The organism is uncultured Zoogloea sp. (assembly GCF_937894855.1).
GTDB classification, from domain to species: Bacteria; Pseudomonadota; Gammaproteobacteria; order Burkholderiales; family Rhodocyclaceae; genus Zoogloea; species Zoogloea oryzae.
On the sequence record NZ_CALAYQ010000145.1, the window covers coordinates 1 to 26,588 of the forward strand.

At 70.0% G+C, this 26,588-nt stretch carries 17 protein-coding genes; 7 read left to right on the forward strand and 10 right to left on the reverse strand.

Annotated elements, in window-relative coordinates; translation table 11 throughout:
* Nucleotides 1–1,151 (reverse strand): isovaleryl-CoA dehydrogenase (locus tag Q0672_RS16320; protein ID WP_298623919.1); only part of this gene is annotated, 1,151 nt, incomplete at its 3' end.
* A 150-nt stretch (nucleotides 1,152–1,301) separates the two neighbouring features.
* Here Q0672_RS16320 and Q0672_RS16325 point away from each other — a divergent pair.
* Nucleotides 1,302–2,378 (forward strand): AraC family transcriptional regulator, encoded by a 1,077-nt coding sequence (locus tag Q0672_RS16325; protein ID WP_298623921.1) that lies wholly within the window; start codon nucleotides 1,302–1,304, stop codon nucleotides 2,376–2,378.
* A 202-nt stretch (nucleotides 2,379–2,580) separates the two neighbouring features.
* Here Q0672_RS16325 and fdhD read toward each other — a convergent pair whose 3' ends face one another.
* Genes fdhD through Q0672_RS16345 form a run of 4 tightly spaced genes read right to left on the reverse strand, consistent with a single transcriptional unit; the run spans nucleotide 2,581 to nucleotide 8,271 of the window.
* Nucleotides 2,581–3,408: a formate dehydrogenase accessory sulfurtransferase FdhD gene (gene fdhD / locus Q0672_RS16330; RefSeq protein ID WP_298623923.1), complete on the reverse strand. Its 828-nt coding sequence runs from the start codon at nucleotides 3,406–3,408 to the stop codon at nucleotides 2,581–2,583.
* Nucleotides 3,405–6,260: a formate dehydrogenase subunit alpha gene (gene fdhF / locus Q0672_RS16335; RefSeq protein ID WP_298623925.1), complete on the reverse strand. Its 2,856-nt coding sequence runs from the start codon at nucleotides 6,258–6,260 to the stop codon at nucleotides 3,405–3,407. Before fdhF ends, fdhD begins: the two co-directional genes overlap by 4 nt.
* Nucleotides 6,257–7,807 carry an NADH-quinone oxidoreductase subunit NuoF gene (locus Q0672_RS16340; RefSeq protein WP_298623928.1) on the reverse strand — a complete coding sequence of 517 codons (1,551 nt, stop codon included), beginning with the start codon at nucleotides 7,805–7,807 and terminating at the stop codon, nucleotides 6,257–6,259. Before Q0672_RS16340 ends, fdhF begins: the two co-directional genes overlap by 4 nt.
* On the reverse strand, nucleotides 7,804–8,271 hold the full coding sequence (locus tag Q0672_RS16345) for a formate dehydrogenase subunit gamma (protein ID WP_298623930.1): 468 nt from the start codon (nucleotides 8,269–8,271) through the stop codon (nucleotides 7,804–7,806). The genes Q0672_RS16340 and Q0672_RS16345 overlap by 4 nt, the downstream gene beginning before the upstream one ends.
* Nucleotides 8,272–8,494: 223 nt before the next feature.
* Here Q0672_RS16345 and Q0672_RS16350 point away from each other — a divergent pair, with 223 nt between their 5' ends.
* Entirely contained in the window at nucleotides 8,495–9,943 is a 1,449-nt protein-coding gene (locus tag Q0672_RS16350; protein ID WP_298623932.1) for a hypothetical protein, read from the forward strand.
* Here Q0672_RS16350 and recD read toward each other — a convergent pair.
* From recD to recC, 3 genes are read right to left on the reverse strand one after another with little or no spacing between them, the layout of a single operon-like run.
* Complete coding sequence (recD, locus tag Q0672_RS16355; protein WP_298623934.1) at nucleotides 9,940–12,024, reverse strand: exodeoxyribonuclease V subunit alpha; 2,085 nt, start codon at nucleotides 12,022–12,024, stop codon at nucleotides 9,940–9,942. The two genes, Q0672_RS16350 and recD, sit on opposite strands and share 4 nt — an antisense overlap.
* Entirely contained in the window at nucleotides 12,021–15,668 is a 3,648-nt protein-coding gene (gene recB, locus Q0672_RS16360) for an exodeoxyribonuclease V subunit beta (protein ID WP_298623936.1), read from the reverse strand. Before recB ends, recD begins: the two co-directional genes overlap by 4 nt.
* Nucleotides 15,665–19,168: an exodeoxyribonuclease V subunit gamma gene (gene recC / locus Q0672_RS16365; RefSeq protein ID WP_298623939.1), complete on the reverse strand. Its 3,504-nt coding sequence runs from the start codon at nucleotides 19,166–19,168 to the stop codon at nucleotides 15,665–15,667. The genes recB and recC overlap by 4 nt, the downstream gene beginning before the upstream one ends.
* 166 nt (nucleotides 19,169–19,334) lie before the next feature.
* Here recC and Q0672_RS16370 point away from each other — a divergent pair, with 166 nt between their 5' ends.
* The gene (locus Q0672_RS16370; protein ID WP_298623941.1) at nucleotides 19,335–20,840 is read left to right on the forward strand and encodes a TIR domain-containing protein; all 1,506 of its coding nucleotides are present in this window, start codon (nucleotides 19,335–19,337) and stop codon (nucleotides 20,838–20,840) included.
* Nucleotides 20,841–20,849: 9 nt separating this feature from the next.
* On the opposite strand, the gene Q0672_RS16375 is transcribed toward Q0672_RS16370, so the two are convergent.
* Nucleotides 20,850–22,256: a heavy metal sensor histidine kinase gene (locus Q0672_RS16375; protein WP_298623943.1), complete on the reverse strand. Its 1,407-nt coding sequence runs from the start codon at nucleotides 22,254–22,256 to the stop codon at nucleotides 20,850–20,852.
* Nucleotides 22,247–22,930 carry a heavy metal response regulator transcription factor gene (locus tag Q0672_RS16380; protein WP_153163057.1) on the reverse strand — a complete coding sequence of 228 codons (684 nt, stop codon included), beginning with the start codon at nucleotides 22,928–22,930 and terminating at the stop codon, nucleotides 22,247–22,249. The genes Q0672_RS16375 and Q0672_RS16380 overlap by 10 nt, the downstream gene beginning before the upstream one ends.
* A 145-nt stretch (nucleotides 22,931–23,075) precedes the next feature.
* On the opposite strand from Q0672_RS16380, the gene Q0672_RS16385 reads away from it, so the two are divergent.
* The 4 genes from Q0672_RS16385 to Q0672_RS16400 all read left to right on the forward strand — a co-directional run.
* Nucleotides 23,076–23,390, forward strand: coding sequence for a copper-binding protein (locus Q0672_RS16385; protein ID WP_298623946.1), 315 nt, complete (start codon nucleotides 23,076–23,078; stop codon nucleotides 23,388–23,390).
* An 18-nt stretch (nucleotides 23,391–23,408) separates the two neighbouring features.
* The gene (locus tag Q0672_RS16390; protein ID WP_298623948.1) at nucleotides 23,409–24,659 is read left to right on the forward strand and encodes a TolC family protein; all 1,251 of its coding nucleotides are present in this window, start codon (nucleotides 23,409–23,411) and stop codon (nucleotides 24,657–24,659) included.
* Nucleotides 24,656–26,176 (forward strand): efflux RND transporter periplasmic adaptor subunit, encoded by a 1,521-nt coding sequence (locus Q0672_RS16395; protein ID WP_298623950.1) that lies wholly within the window; start codon nucleotides 24,656–24,658, stop codon nucleotides 26,174–26,176. Before Q0672_RS16390 ends, Q0672_RS16395 begins: the two co-directional genes overlap by 4 nt.
* A 12-nt stretch (nucleotides 26,177–26,188) precedes the next feature.
* The coding region (locus Q0672_RS16400) for an efflux RND transporter permease subunit (protein WP_298623952.1) at nucleotides 26,189–26,588 on the forward strand (400 nt) is incomplete at its 3' end.

The following is a 26,588-nucleotide window of genomic DNA, read 5'->3' on the forward strand; positions in this document are numbered from 1 at the left end:
TCGCGGCCGATCAGCATGCGGCGGATCTCGCTGGTGCCGGCGCCGATCTCGTAGAGCTTGGCGTCGCGCCACAGGCGGCCGGTGGCGTATTCGTTGGTGTAGCCCACGCCGCCGAGGGTCTGGATCGCCTCGCCGGCCATCCAGGTGGCCTTCTCGGCGGAGTACAGGATCGCGCCAGCGGCATCCTTGCGCAGGGTGCGGGCGTGGTCGGTGCGGTCACAGGCCTGGCCGAGGGCATACACGTAGGCCCGGTTGGCCATCCAGGTGGAGTACATGTCGGCCACCTTGCCCTGCATCAGCTGGAACTCGCCGATGCTCTGGCCAAACTGCTTGCGGTCGTGGAGGTAGGGCACCACCACGTCCATGCAGGCGGCCATGATGCCCAGCGGGCCGCCGCACAGCACGGCGCGTTCGTAGTCGAGGCCGCTCATCAGCACCTTGGTGCCGTTACCCACGCCGCCCAGCACATTCTCTTCGGGCACTTCCACGTCGTCGAAGAACAGCGGGAAGGTGTTGGAGCCGCGCATGCCCAGCTTGTCCAGGTGGGTGCCGTGGGTGAAGCCCTTGAAGCCCTTCTCGACGATGAAGGCGGTCATGCCCCTGGCGCCGGCTTCGATGTCGGTCTTGGCGTACACCACCAGGGTGTCGGCGTCGCCGCCGTTGGTGATCCACATCTTGGAGCCGTTGAGCACGTAGCGGTCGCCCTTCTTGTCGGCGCGCAGCTTCATGCTCACCACGTCGGAGCCGGCGTTGGGCTCGCTCATCGCCAGCGCGCCGATGTGGTCGCCGGAGATCAGCTTGGGCAGGTATTTCTGCTTCTGGGCTTCGGTGCCGTTGCGGCGGATCTGGTTGATGCACAGGTTGGAGTGGGCGCCGTACGACAGGCCGACGGAGGCCGAGGCGCGGGAGACTTCCTCCAGCGCGATGATGTGGGCGAGGTAGCCCATGTTGGTGCCGCCGTATTCTTCCGGGGCGGTCATCCCGTGCAGGCCCAGGTCACCCAGCTTCTTCCACAGGTCAGCCGGGAAGAGGTTGTCCCGGTCGATCTCGGCCGCGCGGGGCGTGATCTCCCTGGCTGCGAAGGCCTGCACGGTGTCGCGCAGGGCCTCGATGGTTTCGCCGAGGTGGAAGTTCAGGCTGGGGATGTTCATGGGTTGTCTCCTCCGGTTTGCTCTGGGCCGAATCGTGTGCAATGCACCGTTCGAGTGCCCCGCAGCGTACGTGGTCAGCGGTGGCCGCGGGCGCCATCGTGGTTGCAAATCGTGCCACGCGATCATCTCAAGCGGTAAGATTTCGCCACCATGACGATCCGTACTCCCGACGCTCCACCGCCGTCCCGCCCGGGACGCGCCGCCACGCCCATCGCCTTCATCCGCGCCATCGTGCTGGCCTACCGCCGGTATGGCATCGACCCGGCCGGCGCCCTCGCCCGGGCCGACATCGATCCGGCCGCGCTCGACGATCCGGACGCTCGCGTCACCGCCGCCCAGATGGAACTCATTTCCGGCCACGCGATGCAGGAGCTGGACGACGAGGCGCTGGGCTGGTTCTCGCGCCGCCTGCCGTGGGGCAGCTACGGCCTGCTGTGCCGGGCCTCGCTGGGCTCGCCCGATCTGGGCGTGGCGCTCAAGCGCTGGTGCCGCCATCACCGGCTGCTCACCGACGACATCGGCCTCGCGCTGGCGGTGGATAAATCCGTCGCCACCCTCACGATCACCCTCAACCGGCCCCTCGGCGAGATGCACGAGTTCTGCCAGGTCACGCTGCTGCGCTATGTGCTGGGCTACGCCTGCTGGGCGATCGATTCACGGATTCCGCTGCTGGAGAGCCGCTTCCCCTTCCCCGCGCCGGCCCACGCCGACGCCTATCCGCTGATGTTCCCCGGCCCGCTGCGCTTCGATGCCGAGCTGGCGGCGATCCGCTTCGACGCGCGCTACCTGGATCTGCCGATCCGCCGCGACGAGGCGGCCTTGCGCGCCATGCTCCAGCGCGCCCTGCCCCTCACGGTGCTGCAATACCGCCGCGACCGTCTGCTGGTGGAAGGCGTGCGACGCTTTCTGCGTGATCCGGCCAACGGCGCGGCCACTGCCGAGATCGTCGCCGGCAGCCTCAACGTGTCGGTGCGCACACTGCACCGGCAACTCAGCGACGAAGGCTCGTCGCTCCAGCTACTCAAGGACGAAGCCCGCCGCGCCCGGGCGATCGAGCTCCTCAACCGCAGCCAGCGCTCGATCAAGCAGATTTCGGCGCTGGTGGGGTTTCGTAACGAGAAGAGTTTTGCCCGGGCTTTCCGGGCCTGGACGGGCGTTCCGCCGCAGACCTTCCGGGAGCGGAAGATTGCCGGCGATGCCGATGACAAAGGCAATCCGGGCGAGTGAGGACCGCCTCGTCACGTCATCCGTGACTTAATTTACGGTTAATTACATTTGGAATGTTGCACTGCAACCATACGGAGGCGTATGCTTCGCTCTGTCTCCTCCACCCTCTCCTCCTTTGGTGTGGATTTAACCCGAGCGGCCCAGGCCCCTCGGGTTTTTCTTTTTCTGGCGCCGTGCGGGAAAAACCTGCCTCGCGGGCCGATCAGGCCGCCGGATCGGTGATCCGGTCGCCCCGCGAATAGACCGAAAACCCGTTCCCCCGCAGCCACCCGACAAGGGTCATGCCAGCCGCTTCCGCGTTGCGCACCGCCATCCCGGTGGGCGCCGACACCGCTGCCAGCAGCTGGATGCCGGCGCTGGCGGCCTTGTGAACGAGCTCATGGCTCGCCCGGCTGGTGATGAGCACAAAGCCGGCCGCCGGGTCGATGCGCTGGCGATGCAGGGCGCCAATGAGCTTGTCGAGCGCGTTGTGGCGGCCCACGTCTTCACGCACGAGATGGATTTCGCCATCAATACCGGCCCACGCCGCCGCATGCACGCCGCCACTCTGGCGATGCAGTCCCTGGACCTCCGGCAGCGCGGCGATGGCACGGGTCAGCGCGCCGGCCGGCACGGCAAGGGTTCCGGCCACCTGCGGTACAGGTAGGATGGCCTGCTCCAGGCTTTCACGACCGCAAAGCCCGCAACCCGTGCGCCCGGCCAGCTGGCGGCGGGTCGCCTTGAATCCCTGAAAACGCTCCGCGGTAACACGCAGCTGAAGCTCGATGCCTGGCGGGGTGGCGTTGATCTCCACCTCCAGCAGCTCCGCTGGGCTGGCGATGAGGCCTTCGCTCAGACTGAAGCCGAGGGCGAAATCTTCCAGATCGGTGGGCGTGGCGAGCATCACCGCGTGGGAGATGCCGTTGTACACCAGCGCCACCGGCACTTCCTCGACGACCGAATCCTCCACCCCACGCCCGCCCTCCGGCCCGAAGCGCCGGGCTGGAACACGGAGCAGCGCCGGAAAGTCGTCGCCCTCCTCCGCCGTCACGCGTCCGGCCCTGGGGGCAGCAGCGCGTGCTGGTCGGCGTCGTGGCGGGTGAAGTCGGCCTGCCAGCGGGCGGGCTGCTCTCCCAGCGAAACCTGAACGGCGGTCACCTTGTATTCGGGGCAGTTGGTGGCCCAGTCGGAGTTGTCGGTGGTCACCACGTTGGCGCCGGAATCCGGGAAGTGGAAGGTGGTGTAAACCACCCCCGGCTGCATCCGCTCCGTCACCCGCGCCCGCAGCCGCGTCTCGCCGGCGCGGCTTTCGATGTGCACCCAGTCGCCGTCGGCGATGCCCCGGTCGGCGGCATCCAGCGGATGGATGTCGAGCCGGTCCTCGCTGTGCCACACGGTGTTGGCGGTGCGGCGGGTCTGGGCGCCCACGTTGTACTGGCTGAGGATGCGCCCGGTGGTGAGGATCAGCGGGAAGCGCCGGGTGACCTTCTCGGTGGTCGGCACGTATTCGGTGACGACAAAACGCCCGAGGCCGCGGGTGAAATGCTCGGTGTGCATGATCGGCGTGCCGGCGGGCGACGCGTCGTTGCACGGCCACTGCAGGCTGCCGGCGGCATCGAGCCGTGCGTAGCTCACCCCGGCAAAGCTGGGCGTGAGCGCGGCGATCTCGTCCATGATCTCGGACGGGTGGCGGTAATCCATCTCCACGCCCAAAGCCTGAGCCAGCGCCTGGGTGGCCTGCCAGTCGGCCTTGCCGGAGAGCGGCTCCATCACCTTGCGCACCCGCGAGATGCGCCGCTCGGCGTTGGTGAAGGTGCCGTCCTTCTCGAGGAAAGACGAGCCGGGCAAAAACACATGGGCAAACTTGGCCGTCTCGTTGAAGAAGATGTCCTGCACCACCAGGCATTCCAGCGAGCGCAGCGCGGCATGCACGTGCTGGGTGTTCGGGTCGGACTGGGCCAGATCCTCTCCCTGCACGTACATGCCCTTGTAGCTGCCAGCAATCGCCGCGTTGAACATGTTGGGGATTCGGTAGCCGGGCTCCGGGTCGAGCGCCACGCCCCAGCGGGCCTCGAACGCCTCGCGCACCGCCGCATCGGCCACCGAGCGATAGCCCGGCAGCTCGTGGGGGAAAGAACCCATGTCGCAGGAGCCCTGCACGTTGTTCTGCCCGCGCAGGGGATTCACCCCCACGCCGGGCCGGCCGATGTTGCCGGTGGCCATCGCGAGGTTGGCGATGCCCATCACCATGGTCGAGCCCTGGCTGTGCTCGGTGACGCCCAGGCCGTAGTAGATCGCGCCGTTGCCGGCGCCGGCGTAGAGGCGCGCCGCGGCGCGGATGGCATCCGCCGACACGCCGGTGATGCCCGAGACCACCTCGGGGCTGTTCTCTTCACGCAGCACGAAATCCCGCCACGCGGCAAAGGCCTCGGCCTCGCAGCGCTCGGCGACGAAGGCCTCATCCACGAGCCCCTCGGCGACGATCACATGAGCCAGCGCGTTGATCATCGCCACGTTGGTGCCGGGCCGGAGCGCCAGGTGGTGGGCCGCCGCCACGTGGGGCGTGCGTACCAGGTCGATGGCGCGGGGGTCGATCACGATGAGCTCGGCGCCCTGGCGGATGCGCTTCTTGAGCAGCGAGCCGAACACCGGGTGGCCGTCGGTGGGGTTGGCGCCGATCACCACGATCACGTCGGCCGACAGCACGGATTCGAAATCCTGCGTGCCGGCGGATTCGCCCAGGGTCTGCTTGAGGCCGTAGCCGGTGGGTGAATGGCAGACCCGGGCGCAGGTATCCACGTTGTTGTTGCCAAAGCCCGCGCGCACCAGCTTCTGGACGAGGTAGGTCTCCTCGTTGGTGCAGCGCGACGAGGTGATCCCGCCCACCGCCAACCGGCCGTACTTGGCCTGGATGCGTCGGAACTCGCTTGCGGCGTAGGCCAGGGCTTCGTCCCACGACACCTTGCGCCAGAGCGCATCGATGCTCTCGCGGATCATCGGGGTGGTCACCCGGTCCGGGTGGGTGGCGTAGCTCCAGGCGAATCGGCCCTTCACGCAGGCGTGGCCGGCGTTGGCGCCGCCCGACTTGTCCGGCACCATGCGCACCACCTGCTCGCCCTTCACCTCGGCCACGAAGCCGCAGCCCACGCCGCAGTAGGCGCAGGTGGTGGCCACGCTACGCTGGGCCTGACCGGCGGCGATCAGGCTTTTCTCGGCCAGCGTCGCCGTCGGGCAGGCCGCCACGCAGGCGCCGCAGGAGACGCATTCCGAGCCGAGAAATCCTTCGTCCGCGCCGGCCGTCACCTTCGATTCAAAACCCCGCCCGGCGATGGTCAGGGCGAAGGTGCCCTGCACTTCCTCGCAGGCCCGCACGCAGCGGCTGCACACGATGCACTTGGCCGGATCGAAGCTGAAGTACGGGTTGGATTCGTCCTTGGGCTCGGCATGGGTGGCGTCGAAGTGGTTGTCACCGGCTAAACCGTAGCGCACCTCCCGCAGGCCCACCACGCCCGCCATGTCCTGCAGTTCGCAGTTGCCGTTGGCGCTGCAGGTGAGGCAATCGAGGGGGTGATCCGAGATGTAAAGCTCCATCACCCCGCGACGCAGCTCGGCGAGCCTGGGCGACTGGGTGACGACGCGCATCCCCGCCTCCACCGGCGTGGTGCACGACGCCGGATAGCCCCTCCGCCCGTCAATCTGCACCAGGCACAGCCGGCACGAGCCAAAGGCTTCAAGCGTGTCGGTGGCGCACAGCTTGGGGATCGGGATGCCGGCCTCCAGCGCGGCGCGCATCACCGAGGTGCCGGCGGTTGCGACAACCTGCTGGCCGTCAATGGTCAGGGTGACGGTGTGGTCCGACGTAACCGGCGGCGTGCCGAGATCGGTCTGGCAGCGGCAGCTCATTGCGCCTCCCCGGAATCAAGGCCGAAATCGGCCGGAAAATGCCTGAGCGCCGACTGCACGGGGAAAGGCGTCATCCCGCCCATCGCGCACAGCGAGCCGTCGGTCATCAGGCTGCACAGATCCTGCAGCAGCGCGGCGTTAGCGACGCGATCGTCGCCGGCGATGATGCGGTCGATGACCTCCATCCCGCGGGTCGAGCCGATGCGGCACGGGGTGCATTTGCCGCAGGATTCCTCGGCGCAGAACTCCATCGCAAAGCGCGCCATCCGGGCCATGTCCACCGTGTCGTCGAAGACCACCACGCCCCCGTGGCCGATCATCGCGCCGCAGGCGGCGAAGGCTTCGTAATCCAGCGGCAGGTCGAAATCCGCCGGCGGCACATAGGCGCCCAGCGGGCCGCCCACCTGAACCGCGCGGATCGGCCGGCCGCTGGCGGTGCCGCCGCCAAAGTCTTCGAGCAGCGCGCGCAGGGTGAGCCCGAAGGCTTTTTCCACCAGCCCACCCCGACGCACGTTGCCGGCAAGCTGGAACGGCAGCGTGCCGAGCGAGCGGCCCTGGCCGAAATCCCGGTAGAACGCAGCCCCCTTGGCGAGGATCACCGGCACGCTGGCCAGGGTGATGAGGTTGTTGATGACTGTCGGCTTGCCGAACAGGCCCTTCACCGCCGGCAGTGGTGGCTTGGTGCGCACCTGCCCGCGCTTGCCCTCGATGCTCTCCAGCATCGCGGTCTCTTCGCCGCAGATGTAGGCGCCGCCGCCCAGCCGCGCCTCGATGTCGAAGGCCCGGCCCGAGCCGAGAACGTCGTCCCCCAGCAGCCCGGCCTCCCGCGCGCGCTTGAGCGCCGCGTTCACCACCCGCCAGGCGCGGGGATATTCGGAGCGCAAATAGACGTAACCGCGGCTCGCCCCCACCGCCAGCCCGGCGATGACCATGCCCTCGATCAGGCAGAACGGGTCGCCCTCCAGCAGCATGCGATCCGAGAAGGTGCCGGAATCGCCTTCGTCGGCGTTGCACACCACGTACTTTTCAATGCCCGGCGCGCCCAGCACCGTGCGCCACTTGATACCCGCCGGGAAGGCGGCGCCGCCCCGCCCGCGCAGGCCCGAATCGGTGACGGCCTGGACGATCCCCGAAGCGCTCATCGCCAGCGCCGCCCGCAGTCCGACCAGCCCGCCGTGGGCCGCGTAATCATCCAGCGACAACGGATCAACCACCCCCACCCGGGCGAAGGTCAGCCGCTCCTGCTGCCTGAGGAAGGGGATCTCCTCCGTCGGCCCGAGGGCCAGGGGATGGTCGCCGCCGGTGAGAAAGCCCGCATCCAGCAGGCCCGGCACGTCGGCCACGTCCACCGGCCCATAGGCCACGCGGCCAGCCGGGGTTGCCACCTCCACCATCGGCTCCAGCCAGAACATCCCGCGGGAGCCGTTGCGCACCAACTCTATCGACACGCCCCGCGCCGCCGCGCCGGCCGCAATCGCCAAGGCGACTTCCTCGGCACCCACCGCCAGCGCGGTGGTGTCCGCCGGCACATACACCCGCACGCTCATGGCAGTTCCTCCCGCAAGCTGGCGAGCAGGCGGTCGAAGCGCGCCGCGTCTACCCGCCCGATGATCTGGTCGCCCACCCGCAGCGACGGCCCGCAGGCACAGTTGCCCAGGCAATACACCGGCTCGAGGCTCACCGCGCCATCGGCGGTCGTCTGGTGATAGCCCACCCCGAGGGCCGCCAGCGCGTGGGCTTCCAGTGCCTCGCTGCCCCGGGCCTGACAGGCCTCGGCGCGGCAAAGCTGGATCACCTGCCGGCCCGGCGGCGAAGTACGGAAGTGATGGTAGAAGCTGATGACCCCATGCACCTCGGCGCGGGACAGGTTGAGCGCCTGGGCGATGGCCGTCGTGGCCTTCGGCGGCACCCATCCGAGTTCGTCCTGGATGGCATGGAGGATCGGCAACAAGGCATCCTGCCGGGGTGGGTGGGCAGCGATCAGACGCTGGACGATGGCGGCGTGGGGCATGACGGGCTGATGGGTCGGGATGGTGGGCAAACGGCATGATTCTACGCCCGGAGATTTCCCGAAGTGGGCAGGATTTCACGGCCGCCTCAAAGCCACACAGAACCCGCATCTGACAGCCGCCCGCGCCGTCGGTTGACCTGCGCCAAACCTTCGAGCGATCCGATTGCCACGCCCCCGCGCCGGCGCCTATGCTCAAATTGCACCCACCGCCGGGAGACCCGCCATGCCGGACACGCCTTCCACCATCATCCGCGACGCCACGCCCCTCTACGACGGCGCCCGCGCCCTTCACGGCTATTTTCTCTACACCTGGTTCACCCATTTCCTGGGCGTGCTCCTGCACAACATCCAGCGTTGGCGCGCCGCCGGCCTGCTGGACGAAGACGCCCACGCCAGCCCGGCCTTCCGCCGGCTGCCGGTGGATTTCAACGCCCTCGACCTGGAAAAGCTGGCCTACTTCTGCGGCATCTACTTCTACGTCGAATCCGCCCACAAGCAGGCCAACTACCGGCTGATGCACGTCACAACCCGCAAGCGGGTGCTCTATCTGCGTGGCTTCGACTACGAAGCCGCCGTTGCCGCCAGCGACACCCTGGCGGTAGGTATAGCCACGGTCGATACCACCCGCTTCAACTATAAGCTGGGCGAATTGCTCGGTGCCGAATTCGACCTCTTCAAGGCCATGAGCCCGAAGGATCTGTACTGGGAAACCATCGGCCCCCAGCGTCACTTTTACGGCGACTACGAAGCGCTGATCCGCTCCGCCAACCAGCCGATCCGCTCCGTCCATCTCAACGCGCTGCACTGGAAGGACGACATCGCCCAGCTGGCCGGGCAGGTGGATTACTTTGTGGTGTACGTCTCGTCGATCACCGAGAGCGTGCTGTGGGAGATGCACCACCTCATCGACACTGGCCGCGCGCCGCTGACCACCGTGGTGTTCGACCGGGAGGCGATCCTCACCAAGAACATTCACGCCGATCTCTACAAGGACATCCCGGCGCTGGCCATCGGCCCGGTGCGGTGGTTGCCGTCGCGGGAGCGCAGCTCGGACGACGACATCCGCGCCCTGCGCGACGAGCTCGAGAAGGTATTCACGGTGATCGACATCGAGGATCTCGACGCCCAGGCGCCCGCCCTGATGGCCCGCATCCGCGCCGCCAGCCCCGACCAGCCGAAAGCCCAGCGGGAAAGATGGCTCGACTTCCGCTTCTACCCGGCACTGGACGACGCCACCCTCGACTACCTGCGCCGCCTCGACGCCGCCCTGTGGGCCGAGGTCGAACCCGAAGCCGGCGCGCCCATCGACGCCCTGCCCTTCCGCATCAACCAGATCCTGCTGCGGGTGTTCACCGCGCTCCTCTTCGGCCAGCACCGGGACGCCGGCTGCGCGCTGGCGGCGTACGCCGGAATCATGAAAACCCTGCTCGACCACTACACCGCAGCCGGGCAGGTCGAAGGCTTCGATTCGCCGGACGACTTCGCCAACGCCCTCGGCGCACTCACCGATCACCACGCTACCGCCGCGGCCATCAGCTGGGCCTTCCTGTGCTCAGGCCAGCCCCATGAGTTTGGCAACTACACCGCCGCTGCCCGGGCCGATTACGACCGGCTCTTTGCCGCCGCCCGGCAGCAGGCCGAGGCCTTCCTGCGCGCGCAACCCGCCACCTAACCCGCCATCAGCCCCGAAACCCGCAGTACCCGACGCTCCACCGCCCGCGCCAGCACCGTCGACGCGGGCGCGTCGGCCAGGGTGAACCACTGCCGGGCGCGGGTGATGCCGGTGTAGATCAGCTCGCGGGTGAGGATCGGGCTCAGGCTCTCCGGCAGCGCCATCGCCACATGGGTGAATTCCGAACCCTGGGACTTATGCACCGTGAGGGCGAACACCGTCTCCACCGCCTGCAGCCGGCTGGGCTGCACCCACTTGATGCCGGCGCTGCCGTCGCCAGCCGGGAAAGCCACCCGCAGCACGCCGCCGGGTAGTTCCAGGGTGATGCCGATGTCGCCGTTCATCAGCCCCAGCCCGTAGTCGTTGCGGGTCACGAGCACCGGCCGGCCGGCGTACCAGCCCTCCGCCGCCGGAATCAGCCCCGCCTCCTTCAACCAGCCGGCGATCCGCCGGTTGAGCCCTTCCACACCCCACGGCCCGCGGCGCAGGCCGCACAGCAGCTGAAACTGCCCGTGGGCGGCGAGCACTTTCCGCGCCCAGTCGTCGATGTCTGCCTGCGCGGCGCCGGCAGCCGGCCGGGCATCGCGCAAGGTTTCGAGGTAATGCCGGTAGCCCAGCGGCCGCTCCCCGGCGTAGGCCTTGCCGGTGTCGCCCTCCACCACCAGCCGGCGCAGCGCGCGCTCATCGGCACCTTCGCCCACCGCGACGCGGGCGAGATCGGCAAAGCCTGCATCGAAGCAGCCGGTGGCCGCCTCCACGTCGCCATCGTTGACTGCTGCCGCCAGCTGGCCGATCCCGCTGTCGTGGCGGAAGCGGTGGCTGAAGCGCAGCATCGCCACCGCCTGATCGAGCGCCGTGCCGGCCGGGTCGATGAGCGACGCGGGAATCGTCGCGCCGGTCACGTCTGCGATCCACCCGGCGGTTTCTGCCGTGTAGTGGCCTTCCGACGCCCGGCGGCACAACTCGCCCAGCACCGCGCCGGCTTCAACCGAAGCCAGCTGATCCTTGTCGCCCAGCAGCACCAGCCGCGCCCGGGCCGGCAGCGCGGCGAGCAGCGCAGCCATCATCTCCAGATCGACCATCGACGCCTCATCCACCACCAGCACATCCACCGGCAGCGGGTTGCCCGCGTGGTGGCGGAAGTGGCGCGAATCCGGCCGGCTACCGAGGAGGCGGTGGAGCGTCGTCACCTGCACCGGAATCGCCGCGCGCACCGCGTCGCCGTCGGGCAGGCCGTCGAGCTGCAGCTTCGCCACCGCGCCGGCAATGGATTCATTGAGCCGGGCCGCAGCCTTGCCGGTGGGCGCGGCGAGGCGGATGCGCAGCGCACGTGCGGCATCGCCCGCCAGCGCCAGGGTCTGCAGCACCGCCAGCAGGCGCACCACGGTGGTCGTCTTGCCGGTGCCGGGGCCGCCGGTGACGATGGCAAAGGCACTGTGGGCGGCCAGCGCGCAGGCGAGCTTCTGCCAGTCCAGCCCGTTGGCGGCAGGCGGAAACAGCGCGTCAAGCGCGGCGCGCAGGGCGTCGGCCGGAAGCTGTAGGGGCGCGGCGAGGCGCGCATCGATGGCCTCGCGCACCGAGCGTTCGTATTGCCAGTAACGGCGCAGATAGACCCGCCGGCCCACCGCCACCAGCGGCGTGGCGCCGGGTCCGTCGGCCACCAGCTCGGGATGAGTGAGCGCGGCCTGCCAGCCGGCCAGATCCAGCCCGGCCAGCACCTCGGCGGGCAGTGGCGGACGGGCATCGCCCCCGCCCTCGCCCTTGCTGTCACCATCAGGGGGCAGCGACAGCGCGAAGCCCGGATCGGCCAGGGTGTCGGCGAGATCCAGGCAGGCGTGGCCGCGGCCCAGCTGGTGGCTCGCCAGCGCGGCGGCGAGGATGGCCGGCGGCGGCGCGTCGGGCACCTCGCGGGCGAGGAAGGCGGCGAAGGCGGCATCCAGCCCACGCAGCCAGCCGTGGTCGGCCCAGCGGTCGAGCAGCGCGAGGGTCGCGGCGGTGTCGTTGAGCGCAGCGTTCATAGGAATACCTTCGCCCTCATGGGCTGCGGTGCGAGCACCTTCGGGCGGCCGGGCGGTGCTCATGCGGCCTCCCGGTCGGCGGCGTGGGCGAAGAGGCGATCCAGCGCCTCGATCAGCGCCCGGGGCGGACGTTCGGCGTGGATGCCGCGGCTGGGCGACTGGCTGCCCCGCAGGAAGAGGTAGATCGCCCCGCCCATGTGGCGGTCGTAGTCGTAATCCGGCTTGCGCAGCTTGAGCAGCCGGTGGATCGCCAGCAGGTAGAGCACGTACTGCAGCTCGTAGCGCTTGGCGAGCACCGCCGCGGCCATCGCCGCCGGCGTGTAGGCCGCGTCGTCCGGGCCGAGCCAGTTGGATTTGTAGTCGAGCACGTAGTAGCGCCCGTCGTGCTCGGCCACCAGATCGATGAAGCCCTTGAGCATCCCGTTGAGCTGGCCCGGCGCGAGGGGCGGCCGCTCGACGCCGCCCAGGGTGTGGGCACGCACGAGGCGATCCACCTCGGCCAGATCCACCCGGTGGGCGGCGATCCAGAACTCCATCTCGGCCACCGCCACGGGCAGCCCGGCGAGGGTGAAGCCGGTCTCGTCCGACGCCCCCAGCGGCATCTGCAGGAAATCCTGCAGCCACGCGCACAGCGGGTCGATCCACGCCGCCCAGCCGCGCACCGCGCAGCGCCGGGCGACCGCGTCGCGCAGCAGCGCCGGTGCCGTGGCCACCACGCCAAAACCCTGGCCAGCGGCCCATTCGAGGATTTCGTGGAGGAAGGTCCCCACCGACGCGCCACGGGGAAAGTCGTGCAGCCGGCCCCCTTCGGACGGCGCTGCGGATGGGCCGGCGGCGGGAAGCGAGCTGTCGTCGGCAGCCGCATCGGCGGCCTCGCGGAAGACATCCTCGGCCGCGGTGTCGGCACTCGCTGCGGCGGTCTGCAGGGCAGAATAGCTGGCGATCCACCAGTTTTCGCGCACGGCGCGCACCGGCTGACGGGCGGCGCCTTCGACAACCGTCTGGTCGCGGCCGGCGTACAGATCGGGCGCCGGCTCGGGGTTGTCGATCACCGCGATCACGTCGCAGCCATCGGCAAGCTGGTCGAGCCCGTCCTGCAGGTTGCCGCCCACCAGATAGCCGAGGGCGCTGCGCTCCACCTCCTTGAGGGGCGCGACGCCGATCCAGGTGGCGTAGCGGGCGCGGGTGAGCGCCACGTAGAGCTTGCGCAGATCCTCGCCCAGGCGTTCCCGATCCACCCGGCCGACCACCGTGCCGTCATCCACCAGCGCCAGCTGCAGCCGGCCGTCGGCGTCGTGCCACTTGAGCGGCAGGTCGGTGGATTTGGCTGCGCGGAAGGCACAGGCGAAGGGCAAAAAGACCAGCGGATATTCCAGCCCCTTCGACTTGTGCACGGTGACCACCTGCACCAGGTGGGCGTCGCTCTCGAGGCGGATCTGGCGGGCGTCGCCACCCGCGGCGGCGTCCTGGCGCTGCTCGGCCAGGTGGCGGATCAGCGCGTGTTCGCCGTCCAGCAGGCTGCTGGCCTGTTGCAGGAGTTCGGCCAGATGAAGCAGATCGGTCAGACTGCGCTCGCCGCTGCCGCCGGCGGCCAACAGGCGCGCCGGCACGCGGAAGTCGTTGAGGAGCCGACGCAGCATCGGCAGCACGCCCTGCTTGCGCCAGCACTCGCGGTAGGCGCGGAACTGCTCGATGCGCGCGTCCCAGGCGAGCTCGTCGTAGTTAAGCCGGTCGAGATCCGCCCAGCCCAGGCCCAGGGTTGCGGTGGCGAGCGCGGCCCGCAGGGCGCGGCCGTCGTCGGGCTCGGCGCAGGCGGCGAGCCACAGCTGCAGGTCGCCGGCCTCGGGGCGCTGGAAGACCGATTCGCGCTCCGAAAGATAAACGCTGCGCACGCCCCGCTCGGACAGCGCCGCGCGGATGGTGTCGGCTTCGTTGCGGTTATTCACCAGCACAGCCATGTCGGACGGGCGCAGATCGCGTCGGCCCTTCTCACCGTCGAAACCGGCCTCGCCCGCGGCGCCCAGGTTGAGCAGCCGGGCGATCTCGCCGGCGCACACCTGGGCCATGTCGCTGAGGTAGGCATCCTTGGTGAGCGCCTTGCCGTCATCCGGCGCGGGCAGGCGCCAGGCGGTGAGCGCCGGCAGCGGCGCGCCTTCGGCCACCAGCACGTCGTCGCGGCCCTTGGCCTCGGCGGGCAGGAAGGGCACCGGGTTGCCGTCGCTGCTGCGGAACAGGAAGGCGCCCTGCCCCGTCTCGCGGTTTTCGGCGATCTCGAAGCAGCGGTTGGTGGCGGCGACCATGCCCTCCGTCGAGCGGAAGTTGCGCCGCAGGGTGTACAGCCGGCCGGCGGTGGCGCGGCGGGCGGCGAGGTAGGTGTGGATGTCGGCGCCGCGGAAGGCGTAGATGGCCTGCTTCGGGTCGCCGATGAGCACGAGGCCGGTGGCATCGCTGTTGTCGGCCACGCGATACACCGCGTCGAAGATGCGGTACTGGATGGCGTCGGTATCCTGAAACTCGTCGATCAGCGCCACCGGAAACTGGTTGCGGATGAGCTGGGCGAGGCGCGGGCCGTTGGGGCCGGCGAGCGCCGCATCGAGGCGCCCGAGCAGGTCGTCAAAGCCCATCTGGGCGCGGCGGGCCTGTTCGATGGCAAAGCGCTCGGCCACCCAGCGGGCGGCGTGGGCGAGGGTTTCGTCGTGGCCTTCGGGCAGGCCTGCAAGTGCGGCGCCCAGCCCGGCCATGGCCTCGAAGGCCTTGTGCGCGGGCGGCTCCCCGTCGCGCCAGATCTCGGCGATGCCTTCGGGCGTGAGGCGCGTCCAGGCGGTATCGGTGAGTGCGGGTTTGTCGGTATCGTCGCCGGCCCACATCTCAAGCGCGGCGAGCCAGCGTTCGCAGTTGGCCTGGTTGAGCTTGCGGGCGTCGAACTGCTTCTTCGCCCGGGCACCGTCGAAGAGCGTGCGGAGCTCTTCCACCCATGCAGCCCACGGCGCCTTGAGTTCCTTGATGCGTTCGCGCTTCAAGGCCTCGGCCTGCTCGATGGCCTCGGCCGGCGTCGGACCACTGCCCAGCAGCGCCACATGGGGCAGCAGATGCCGGACGACGGACTGCAAGCCTTCCGGCGAGCCCCACCAGCCGTTCACCCGGCGCGCGGCGTCCACGTCCAGCGGGTACATGAAGCTACGCCAGTAGTCCCGCACCACCTCGGCCAGCAGGTCTTCCTCGTCGGTTTCGAGGCGCTGGGTGAATAGGCTGTCGCTGTCGAAGGCGTGCTCGCGGAGCATGCGGTTGCACCAGCCGTGGATGGTGGACACCGCCGCCTCGTCCATCCATTCGGCGGCGAGCTGGAGCCGGCGGGCGCAGCCGGCCCAGTCTTCCGGCGGATACTCGGCGCGCAGGTCGTGGAGCAGATCGGCGCCCGGCGGCTGGGGCTCGATAGTGGCCGGATCGGCCAGAAAGCCCGCTGCGGCCTCGGACAGCCGCGCGCGGATGCGGTCGCGGAGCTCTTTGGTGGCCGCGTCGGTGAAGGTGACGACCAGGATCTCCGGCGGGTCGAGCGGCCGGCTGAAGGCGGCGTCGCCCCCGTGGCCGAGCACCAGCCGCAGGTACAGCGCGGCGATGGTGAAGGTCTTGCCGGTGCCGGCGCTGGCTTCGATCAGCCGGCTGCCCTTGAGGGGAAAACGCAGGGGGTCGAGGGAAGTCGGGTTCATCGGGCGTCGCCCTTCTCGGCAGCCTTGGCCGCGGATTTGGCAGAAAACGTTGCCGCGTAGAGGGGCCGCAGCAGGTGCTCGGCGAGCTGCGCAAATTCGCCGCTGGCGGTGAGGCTGGCGTAATCCGGCCACACCCGCTGCAGGTAGGGGCTGGTCTGCACTTCGCCCGGGGCGTTGTAGCCGCCTTCGTAGGCCTGGGGCGCGGTGTTCTTGTTGCCGTCCACGTCGGCGAGGTGGGCGAAAGCGGTCTTCACCGGCAAGGGCAGTGGGCGGGTCTGGCCGTCCTGCCAGGCGGCGATCAGGGCGTCGATCTGGGCGCGGGCGTCGTCCACTTCCAGCGGCTCGAAACGCACGTTGCCCACCTTGCTCACCACCAGCGTGGTGAGCGGCCCGCCCGCCAGATGCCCGGCCAGGTGAGCCACCCAGTGCTTGACCAGATTGTGCCGGCGGTACTTGCCGTCCTTCACCACGTCGCTGGGCTCCAGCACCACCCGGCCGCGAAGCTCGTCGTCATTCACGCGAAGGTCGTGCAGGCGGTCGTCGAGCTCCAGCCCGGCGGTTGTGCTGCGGTAACTGATCTCGGCGTCGCCCTCCATCGGCTGCGGCCATTCGGCGAGGCCGGCGGCGTAGCGCGCGAAGAGATCGGCCATCGGCGCGGCGAGCTCGTCCCGCTTGATGAGCGCAAAGGCCCGGGCCGGCAGTTCGCCCCGGCGGGCGATGCGTTCGAGGCCGGCTTCCAGCGCTTCGGTGGGCTCGGAACCGGCATGGATCGCTTCGGCCTGGGCGGCGATGAGTTCGTTCCACAGGCCCCACTTCTGCAGGCCATCCAGATCGAAGGGCTCCTGGTCTTCGCTGGAGGGATCGTCCTGCTCGAAATCCACCCGCAGGCGCTGGCGGAAGAAACTTTTGACCGGATCGCGCAGGAAGGCCGCCAGCTCGCGGATCGTCAGCGGCTCGTCCCGCGCCACCGCAGGCAGCGTGGCATCCGGCGCCGGGCGGTCGTCGGCGATGTGCCATTCGCTGGCGTAGGTGAACAGCCGCGACGCCGCCGGATCGGCCGGGAAGTAATCCGGGTTGAAGGGCTGCAGGCGATGCTCGACGGTGAGGTGGGCGAGCAGCGCGTCGCCGTCGTCACGCCCGGCAAGCCGCCAGCCGGCGGCGAGGTGGTCGCGCAGCTGGCCGATGAGCACCGACGGCGGGCGTGGCGTGTTGTCGTTGATGCTGCGCCCGACCCACGACACGTGCAGGTGCTCCCGCGCCGACAGCAGCGCCTCGAGGAAGAGATAGCGGTCGTCCTCGCGCCGGGAGCGGTCGCCCGGGCGGTAATCGCGGCCCATCAGGTCGAAGTCCATCGGCGCGCGGGTGCGCGGGTAGTCGCCGTCATTCAGGCCCAGCAGGCACACCCGGAGGAAGGGAATCGCCCGCATGGGCATCAGCGTGGCGAAGGTCACCACGCCGGCAAAGAAGCGCTGGGACAGCCCGCCGTCGTCCAGCTGCGCCAGCCAGTGCTCGCCCACGACGGCCAGCGGCAGCGGCGCGGTGAGGCCGGCGGCGGTGCAGGCGTCGAGCCAGCGCGCCAGGGCCTGGTCGAGCTGTTGCAGGGTGAAGGCGTCGGCGCTGTCGTCCGGGGCGAAGAAATCCGCCATCAGGCCGCGCAGGCGGGCGCACCAGCCGGGCACGTCGGCGTCCTCGCGGAAGGTCTGCCAGGTGGCGTCGAGGCGCTCGACGAAGGCCACCAGCGGGCCCAGCAGCGCGGCGTCCAGCCCGCCGATCTCGTCGAAGGGTTCGATCTCCTGCCACGGCGCGGCGCCGGCGCCCACCGCGTAGCCCAGCAGCATCCGCCGCAGGCCGAACAGCCAGCTGTTGGCCTCGGGGGCGTTCGGCAGGCCCAGGCTCTGGCGATGGGCGGCGTGCAGGCCCCAGCGGATCTTGGCGCCGTGGATCCAGCGGTGGAGCAGCGGCAGGTCGTCCTCGGCGATGCCGAAGCGGGCGCGCAGGGCCGGCACCTCCATCAGATCGAGCACGTCGCTCACCGTCAGCCGGGCGGTGGGCAGGTCGAGGAGTCGGGCGATGGCATTGACCAGCGGGTCGTGGTGGCGCCGGCCCTGGTCGGCGATGCTGAAGGGGATGAAGCGCGGGTCGTCCCGATCGACCAGCCCGAACACCGCCTGGATGTGCGGCGCGAAGGCGTCGATGTCCGGCACCATCACGATCACGTCCCGCGGGCGCAGGGTCGGGTCGGCGTTGAAGGCGGCGAGGAGCTGGTCGTGGAGGATCTCCACCTCGCGCTGGGCGCTGTGGGCCACGTGGAAGCGGATCGAGGCGTCGTCGGGCGACACCGCCGGCCAGCGCTCGCGGCTCTCGCCCAGGGGGCGCAGGTCGCGGATGTCGTCCTGCAGCTGGTTGAGCAGGCAATCGCTCCCGTGGCTGTCGAAGAGGTCGATGCGCTTGCCGAGGGCGGCGAAGTGGTGCTGATAGCCGGCCCGGCTGGTGTCGCTGTCGTGCTCGTCGAGGAGGCCGATGAAATCGCGCCCCTGCTTTCCCCAGGCTGCCAGCAGCGGGTGGGCGTGGAGGTGCAGCGCCTCGTCGGGGATGGTCTCCGGCGCGCCCTCGCGGCGGCGCTGGCGCGTACGGGTGGCGCGGAGCAGATCCTTGTCGGCGACGATGTCGGCCCAGTAGTGCTCGCAGGGGTTGTGCACGCACATCAGCACCTGCGACCAGCGAGCCACGGCGGCGAGCGCCTCCAGCGACTGCCGCGGCAGCGCCGAGATGCCGAACACCATCACCCGCCGCGGCAACCCGGCCGGGCGCGGCGCGTCATCGGGCCAGGCGGCCACCCGATCCAAAAATGCCTCGTGCACCGCGGCGCGCCCCTGCCCCGCTGCGCCGCCGCCCACGTCGGCCAGCAGCGCCCGCCACAGGCTGGCCTGCCAGCGCTGCTCGTCGGGAAGCGGCACGCGATCGCCGCCGGCGCGGATCAGCACGTCGTCGCCTTCGGCCCACGCGGCCAGCCAGTCGGCGCGATACACCTGATACTGGTCGAACAGATCCGCCAGCCGCTCGGCCAGCTGGAAGCGCTTGCGCAGGTCGGCGTCGGACGCCAGAAAGCGCCGCAGCGGCGCGTAGGCCGGCTCGCCCATCACGTCGGGCAACAGGCGCATCAGCCGCCACAGGAGCAGCGGCTTGTCGAAGGGCGAGACTTCCGGCACCGCGTCGCGGCCCAGCACGGCCCGATACACCTGCCACAGAAAGCGCGACGGCAGCGACATGTCGAGCCCCGCCGCGATCCCGCAGCCCCCACCCACGCCATCCTCGGCCGGGTCTTCGGCCAGCGCCAGGCGCAGCCACTGGGCGATGCCGTTGCTGTGCACCAGCAGGGTCTCGGTTTCCAGCGGGGCGAGCGGATAGCGCCGGATCCACGCGACCAGCAGGTCGCGCAGGGCTTCGGGGCGATTGCCGTGAACCAGCATCAGCCCGGGTGGCAGCGGTGTGAAATGCAAGGTGAACTCCCGTCAGGACGCGGCGGATTGTAGGGCCTGGGCGATGCGCCGGAAAGCCGCGTCTGCCGTGCGTCCCCGCCGCCGCCGACAAAACCCGCCGATGCCGAACCATGCCCGCCCGCTTGAGCTACGCTATGAAGATGGAAACCCACCCGGGAGCCCCGCCATGACCAACCCCATCGAGCGCGCCCGCCGCGCCATTGCCGAAGCCCAGCGCACCCACCCCGCCACCCTCAGCCTGCGCGGCGATGGGCTGACCGAGCTGCCCGACGAGCTGTGGTTGCTGGTCGATCTTGAATGGCTCGACCTGGGCGACAACCAGCTCACGCACCTCGACCCGCGCATCACCAGCTTCAAGGCGCTGCGCTACCTGGACATCAGCGGCAACCAGTTGGTGGATGTGGACATCCTCGCCCAACTCCCGAAGCTGGCCGAACTCCGCGTCGCCGGCAATCCGCTGCACTCGCTTCCGCCCACGCTGGCCGCGCTCCGGCCGACCATCGACCAGTCAAACCGGCATCTGAACTTCGACGCGCTCCGGACCGGTCGGGGGTTCGGGTTTTCCGATGACAAGCCGGACTTCGGTCTCCATTCCCGCTCCACGGGTGGCGGCGACGAGTTGCTGGGCGGGCAGCCGTCGAGCCCGGGCGTGCATCACCACGAGACGAGCTTCAAGCACGCCAAACCACCCGCGCGCAGTTTCGAGATGCCGACCTTCGAGATCCCAACCGCCGGCGCCGAACCACCGGAGCCGCCTCCGCCGCCGGCCCCGGCGCCGCTGGCCGCACCCGCCCTGCCCGCCGCCGACCGCAGCACCCAGCCCGCCACGCCGCCCAACGCCGAAGCGGTGGATTCCGCCGTGTTCTGCCCACCCACGGTGGCCCGGGAAAGCAGCTTCCTCGTCCAGTGCTTCCTGTACCCGCCGGAATCCGCCGCTGCCGTGGACGCCCAGGCCCGTCAGGCTGACGACACAGCCACCCGGCGCGGCAGCTATTCCCTGCCGCTGGACATCCCCCGCGGTGCGCGGATCGACCTGCATCTCGATATGCCCGGCCTCACCGTGACCGAGCCCGACGCCTTCATCACCTGGCGGGGGCGGATCACGCCGGTGCAGTTCGACGTGGAGGTGCCCGCCGACGCGCCGGGCGCCAGCGCCATCGGCCGCATCCGCTTTGCCGTCAATGGCGTACCGAGTGGCGCGCTGCGCTTTCAGGTGGCACTGGCGGCGGCCGGTACGCCGGTCGAGGACGCCAGCGCCCGCGAAGTCCGCGCCCGGCGCTACCGGCGCGCCTTCATCTCGTATTCGTCGAAGGACCGCGCCGAAGTGCTCAAGCGCGTCCAGGGCATCCGCCAGACGGGCATCACCGTCTTCCAGGACATTCTCGACCTGGAGCCCGGCATGCGCTGGGAGAAAGCCCTGTACCGGGAGATCGACAACTGCGACGTGCTCTACCTGTTCTGGTCCACCTCCGCCGCTCAGTCCGAATGGGTGCAGAAGGAGATCGACTACGCCCTGGCGCGCAAGGCCGGTGTGGATGACAACCCGCCGGACATCCAGCCCATGCCCATCGAGGGCCCGCCGATCGTGCCCCCGCCCGAGGCCCTCAAGGCCCTGCACTTCAACGACGCGCTGCTGGCCCAGATCGCCGTCGCTTCTCCGACCAAGCCCTAGGCGGCGCGCTCAGTCCTCAGACGGCAGCCACATCTCGAAAACGTTCTGCCCGCCTTCGACGCGGGCCGTCACCTCGCCCCCGTGGGCACGCAGGATCGAGCGGGTGATCGCCAACCCCAGGCCGGCGCCCTCGCCCCCGTGGCGGCGCGCGGCGTCCGCCTGATAGAAGCGGTCGAAGAGGCGCGGCAGGTGCTCCGCCGGGATCGGCTCGCCGGTGTTGGCAATCGCAAGGCGCTCGCCGGGCCGGCCTGATTCATCCACTGCCGGTGCCACGGTGGCCGTCACCGTACCGCCTTCCGGTGTGTGGCGCAGGGCGTTGGAGAGCAGGTTGCCGATGGCCCGGCGCAGCATCAGGCGATCGCCTGCGACATCGGCCCGGCCCGAAAGGCGCAGGGTGACGCCGTTATCCTCGGCCACCGCGCCGTAGAACTCGAACAGCGCCGACACCTCGTCTTCCAGCGGAAAGCGCGTCTGTCCCGGAACGATCAGGCCGTTCTCGGCCTTGGCGAGGAAGAGCATGTCGCCGATCATGCGCGACAGCCGCTCGAACTCCTCGGCGTTGGATTCGAGCACTTCCCGATAGGCGTCAGCGTCCCGGGCGCGGGTCAGCGCCACCTGGGTCTGGGTCATCAGGTTACTCACCGGGGTCCGCAGCTCGTGGGCGAGATCCGACGAAAAATCCGACAGCCGCCGGAAGGATTCCTCCAGGCGCGCCAGCATGTCGTTGAGGGAATCGGCCAGCTCGGCGAGCTCCGCAGGCACCGTGTCGGCGGGCAGGCGGTGGTCGAGGCGCTGGGCGCTCACTTCCGCAGCCCGGTGGCCCATCGCGCGGAGCGGCGCGAGCCCCCGGCGGGCGGCGAACCAGCCCAGCAGCCCGGTGGCCAGCGACGCCCCCAGCACCACCCACCACAGGGTGTGCATGAACGAATCCATGAAGCTGCGGTGATGGGCGATGTCGGTGGCCACGCCCACCCGCAGCGTCGGCACGCCGGGGATACCCGTGGCCACCGGCGCCACCAGGCCCCGGTACGCCGAGCCCTCGTCCTCCCACACCTGGGGCTGGCCGTCCGCCGGCCCACTGCCCAGCCGCGCCACCGGAAACGCCGCCCCGTGGCCGGCGCTGTGGATCACGCCGTCTGGCCCGAGCACCGCGATGGTGATGCCGTGGTGGCCGACCAGCGAATCCTCCAGCTGGCGCAGCGCGCCGTCGAGCTCGGCCGCCGAGTGCAGCTTGTCGAGCAGGCGGCCCACCTGCACCAGCCGGCCGTTCAGCTCGGCCATGTCCTGCTCTTCAAAGTGATGCTCCACCGAACCGGCGACGATCCAGCCCAGCACCAGCAGCACCACCGTCGATGCGGCCGCGAACAGCAGCGTGAGCCGCGCCGTGAGCGAGGTGCGCCGGCCGCTCACGGGCATGGGGGCGCCTCCAGCACATAGCCCATGCCGCGCACGGTGCGGATCAGCTTGGGCTCGAAGTCGTCGTCGATCTTGGCCCGCAGGCGGCGCACGGCCACCTCCACCACGTTGGTGTCGCTGTCGAAGTTCATGTCCCACACCTGGGAGGCGATCAGCGAGCGCGGCAGCACCTCGCCCTGGCGACGCAGCAGCAGCTCCAGCAGCGCGAATTCCTTGGCGGTCAGGTCGATCCGCCGGCCGGCGCGGGTCACCCGGCGACGCAGGAGATCCAGCTCCAGATCGGCCACCTGCAGGGCGTCGAGCTCCTTGGTCTTGGTGCCCCGGCGGAGCAGCGTGCGCACCCGGGCCAGCAGCTCGGCAAAGGCAAAGGGCTTCACCAGATAGTCGTCGGCGCCCAGCTCCAGCCCCTTCACCCGGTCGTCCACGCTGTCGCGGGCGGTTAGGAAAAGCACCGGCGTCTCGCGCCCGGCCTTGCGCAGGGTCTCCAGCACCTGCCAGCCGTCGAGGCCCGGCAGCATCACGTCGAGCACGATCAGGTCGTAGGCCTCGGCCAGGCCCAGGTGCAGCCCATCCAGGCCGGTGCGGGCGAGGTCAACGGTGAACCCGGCCTCGGCCAGCCCCTGGCGCAGGTAATCCCCGGTCTTCGGTTCGTCCTCGACGATCAGAATCTTCAACGCAGTCCCTTCCATCACCTTGAGCGGCGGCCAGTCTGCCGTGGACCGGCGCGCCTGGCCCAAGATTACAGAGATGTAATCTTCGGGTCAGCTTCCTGTCGGGCTCGGCTTGCCAAAATCAGCCAAAACCCTTCAAGGAATCGTCATGAAAGCCCTGCTCGCCGCCCTCGCCATTCTCGCCGCCACGCCCACCCTGGCCGCCGACAAGCACGCCGGCCACAATCACGCAGCCCCTGCCGCCGCAACCCTGGTGGACGGCACCGTCAAGAAGGTGGACAAAACCGCCGGCAAGCTCACCCTCTCCCACGGCCCGCTCCCTAACGGCATGCCGGCGATGACCATGGCCTTCGGTGTCAAGAACCCCGCGTGGCTCGACCAGCTCAAGGCCGGCGACAAGATCCGCTTCGGGATGGAAGACACCGGCGGCGTGCTCACCGTCACCCGCATCGAACGCCCCTGAGCCGCGCCGGCTGCCGCCATGATCCGCCACCTCGCCCCCGCGCTGCTGCTGGCGCTCGCCGCCACCGCCCAGGCCCAGACGCCGGGCGCCAGCCTCGAATCGCTCCTCGACTACGCCCGCAGCCGCAACCCGGAATACGCCGCGATGCGCTACGAGGCCGAGGCCGCCGCCGAGCGCATCGTCCCGGCCGGCGCGCTGCCCGACCCGAAGTTCCGCACCGAGCTGCGCGACATCACCCGCATGGGCGAGCAGAACCCCTCGGTGCTGCCGGCGCGGGTGGGCAGCACCCGCTACCTGCTGATGCAGGACGTGCCCTGGTTGGGCAAGCGCGAGCTGAAGCGCGAGATCGCCGAGCTCGAGGCCCAGGCCGCCGAAGGCCGGGCCACCGGCACCTGGGCCGAGCTTTCCGCACGCATCAAGACCGCCTACGCCCAGTACCAGTACATCCACCACAACACCGCGCTCACCCGCGAGCTGCTCGATCTGTCCACCCGCCTCGAGAAGGTCGCCCAGGCCCGCTACGCCGGCGGTCTCGCGGCCCAGCAGGACGTGATTCGCGCCCAGATCGAACAGACCGGCATGCGCACCGAGCTCCTCTCCCTCGACAACGAGGATCGCCAGGCCCGCGCACGCCTCAATACGTTGCTCGCCCGCCCGGCCAGCGCACCGCTGGAGGCGCCCACGCGCCTGCGCCCGCTGCCGCCGCCGGCCGCGCTGGATGCCGCCGCGCTCGAAGCCCGGGTGCGCGCCCGCAATCCGCAGCTCTTTGCAGACGAGGCCAAGGTCCGCGCCGCCGAAAAAGGCCGCGAGCTGGCCTACAAGAACCGCTACCCCGATTTCACCCTCGGCGTCTCGCCCATCCAGTACCAGGGCAGCGTGAAGGAATGGGAGCTGATGGTCGAGCTCAACCTGCCGCTCCAGCAGGGTAGCCGTCGCGCCCAGGAGCGCGAGGCCGAGGCCATGCTCTCCGCCGCCCGCGCCCGCCTCGACGCCACCGCCAACCAGACCCTGGGCGAACTCGAAGGCCAGCGCTCGGCCTTCGACGCCGCCCGTCGCACCGAAGCGCTGATCGCCACCAGCCTGCTGCCCCAGGCCGACCTCAGCTTCAAGTCCGCGCTGGCCGCCTACGAGAACGGCAAGGTGGATTTTGCTACCCTGATGGACGCCCAGCGCCAGATCCGCATTGCCCGCCAGAGCCGCATCAAGGCCCAGTTCGAGGCCCAGATGAGCCTCGCCGAGATCGAACGCATCGTTGGAGAAGACCTGTGAAATCCCCCGCCGCCCTCGCCCTTGCCGCCGTGATCGCCGTGGGCGGCACCGCCGGCGGCTACTGGTTCGGCACCCGCAGCGCCACGCCGCCTGCGCCCGCCGCCGACGCCAAGCCCGCCCGCAAGCTGCTCTACTACCGCAACCCGATGGGCCTGCCCGACACCTCACCCACCCCCAAGAAAGACCCGATGGGGATGGACTACATCCCGGTGTACGAAGGCGAAGCGGAAGCCACGCCCGCGCCCGCCGGACAGGTGAAGATCAGCGCCGAGCGCATCCAGAAGCTCGGCGTGCGCACCGAGCCCGCCGAGCTGCGCGCCCTGGGTGGCCAGATCCGCGCCGCCGGGCGGGTCGAGCCCGACGAGCAGCGCCTCTACACCATCGCCCCCAAGTTCGAGGGCTACGTGGAGCGCCTGCACGTCAATGTCACCGGCCAGCCGGTGGCCCGGGGCCAGGTGCTGTTCGAGGCCTACAGCCCCGAGCTCGTCGCCACCCAGCGGGAATACCAGATCGCCGCCCAGGGCGTCGAGGCGCTCAAGGGTGCCGGCAGCGAGGCCCAGGCCGGGATGAAGCAGCTGGCCGAATCGGCCCTCATCCGCCTGCGCAACTGGGACATCTCCGACGCCCAGCTGCGCGCCCTCGCCAAGTCCGGCGCCGCGACGCGGACGATCAGCTTCCAGTCGCCGGTGGCGGGCATCGTCACCGAGAGGAAGGCCGTCCAGGGCGCCCGCTTCATGCCCGGCGAGGCGCTGTATCAGGTGGCGGACCTCTCCCGCCTGTGGGTGATGGCCGACGTCTTCGAGCAGGACATCGCCGCCGCCCGCGTGGGTGCGCCGGTGAAGGTGCGGGTCGATGCCTATCCGGACAAGACCTTCGACGGCCGCATCGCCTATCTCTACCCCAGCGTTAACGCCGACACCCGCACGACGCCGGTGCGGGTCGAGCTGGCCAACCCGGGCCTGCTCCTCAAGCCGGGCATGTTCGCCCGCATCGAGATCAATGCCGGCAGCAGCGCGCCGGTGCTCACCGTGCCGACCTCGGCGGTGATCGACAGCGGCACCCGCCAGGTGGTGCTGATCGCCGAGGGTGAAGGCCGCTTCACCCCGCGGGAGGTGAAGCTCGGCAAGCGCAGCGACGAGCGGGTGACGGTGCTGGACGGCCTCAAGGCGGGCGACACCGTGGTGGTGGCCGCCAACTTCCTGATCGACGCGGAGAGCAACCTCAAGGCGGCCCTCGGCAGCTTCGCCCAACCCCAGCCCGCCGCCACCAGCGTGGGGCACAAGGCAGAGGGCGTGGTGGAGAGCATCGACGTGTCCGACGGAACGGTGATGCTCACCCACGGCCCGGTGGCCAGCCTCAAGTGGCCGGCGATGAGCATGGAGTTCAAGTTCGCCAACCCGTCGCTGCAGGCCGGCCTCAAGCCGGGGGCGAAGGTGGCCTTCGAGTTCGTCGAGCGTGCGCCGGGCGAATGGGTGATCACCGCGATCCGCCCGGCCGCCGCCCACGCTGGCCACTGACGGAGCGCCCCCATGCTCGCCAAGCTCATCGACTGGTCCGGCCGTAACCGGGTGCTGGTGCTGCTCGCCACCGCCTTCGTGGTGTTCGCCGGCGTCTTCGCCCTGCTGCGCACTCCCATCGACGCCCTGCCCGATCTCTCCGACGTGCAGGTGATCGTCTACACCGAGTTCCCCGGCCAGGCGCCCCAGGTGGTGGAGGATCAGGTCACCTACCCGCTCACCACGGCGATGCTGTCGGTGCCGCGATCCAAGGTGGTGCGCGGCTTCTCGTTCTTCGGCGCGTCCTTCGTGTATGTAATCTTCGAGGACGGCACCGACATCTACTGGGCGCGCTCCCGGGTGCTCGAATACCTCAACTTCGCCGCCGGTCGCATGCCCAAGGGCGTCACGCCGCAGATCGGGCCGGACGCCA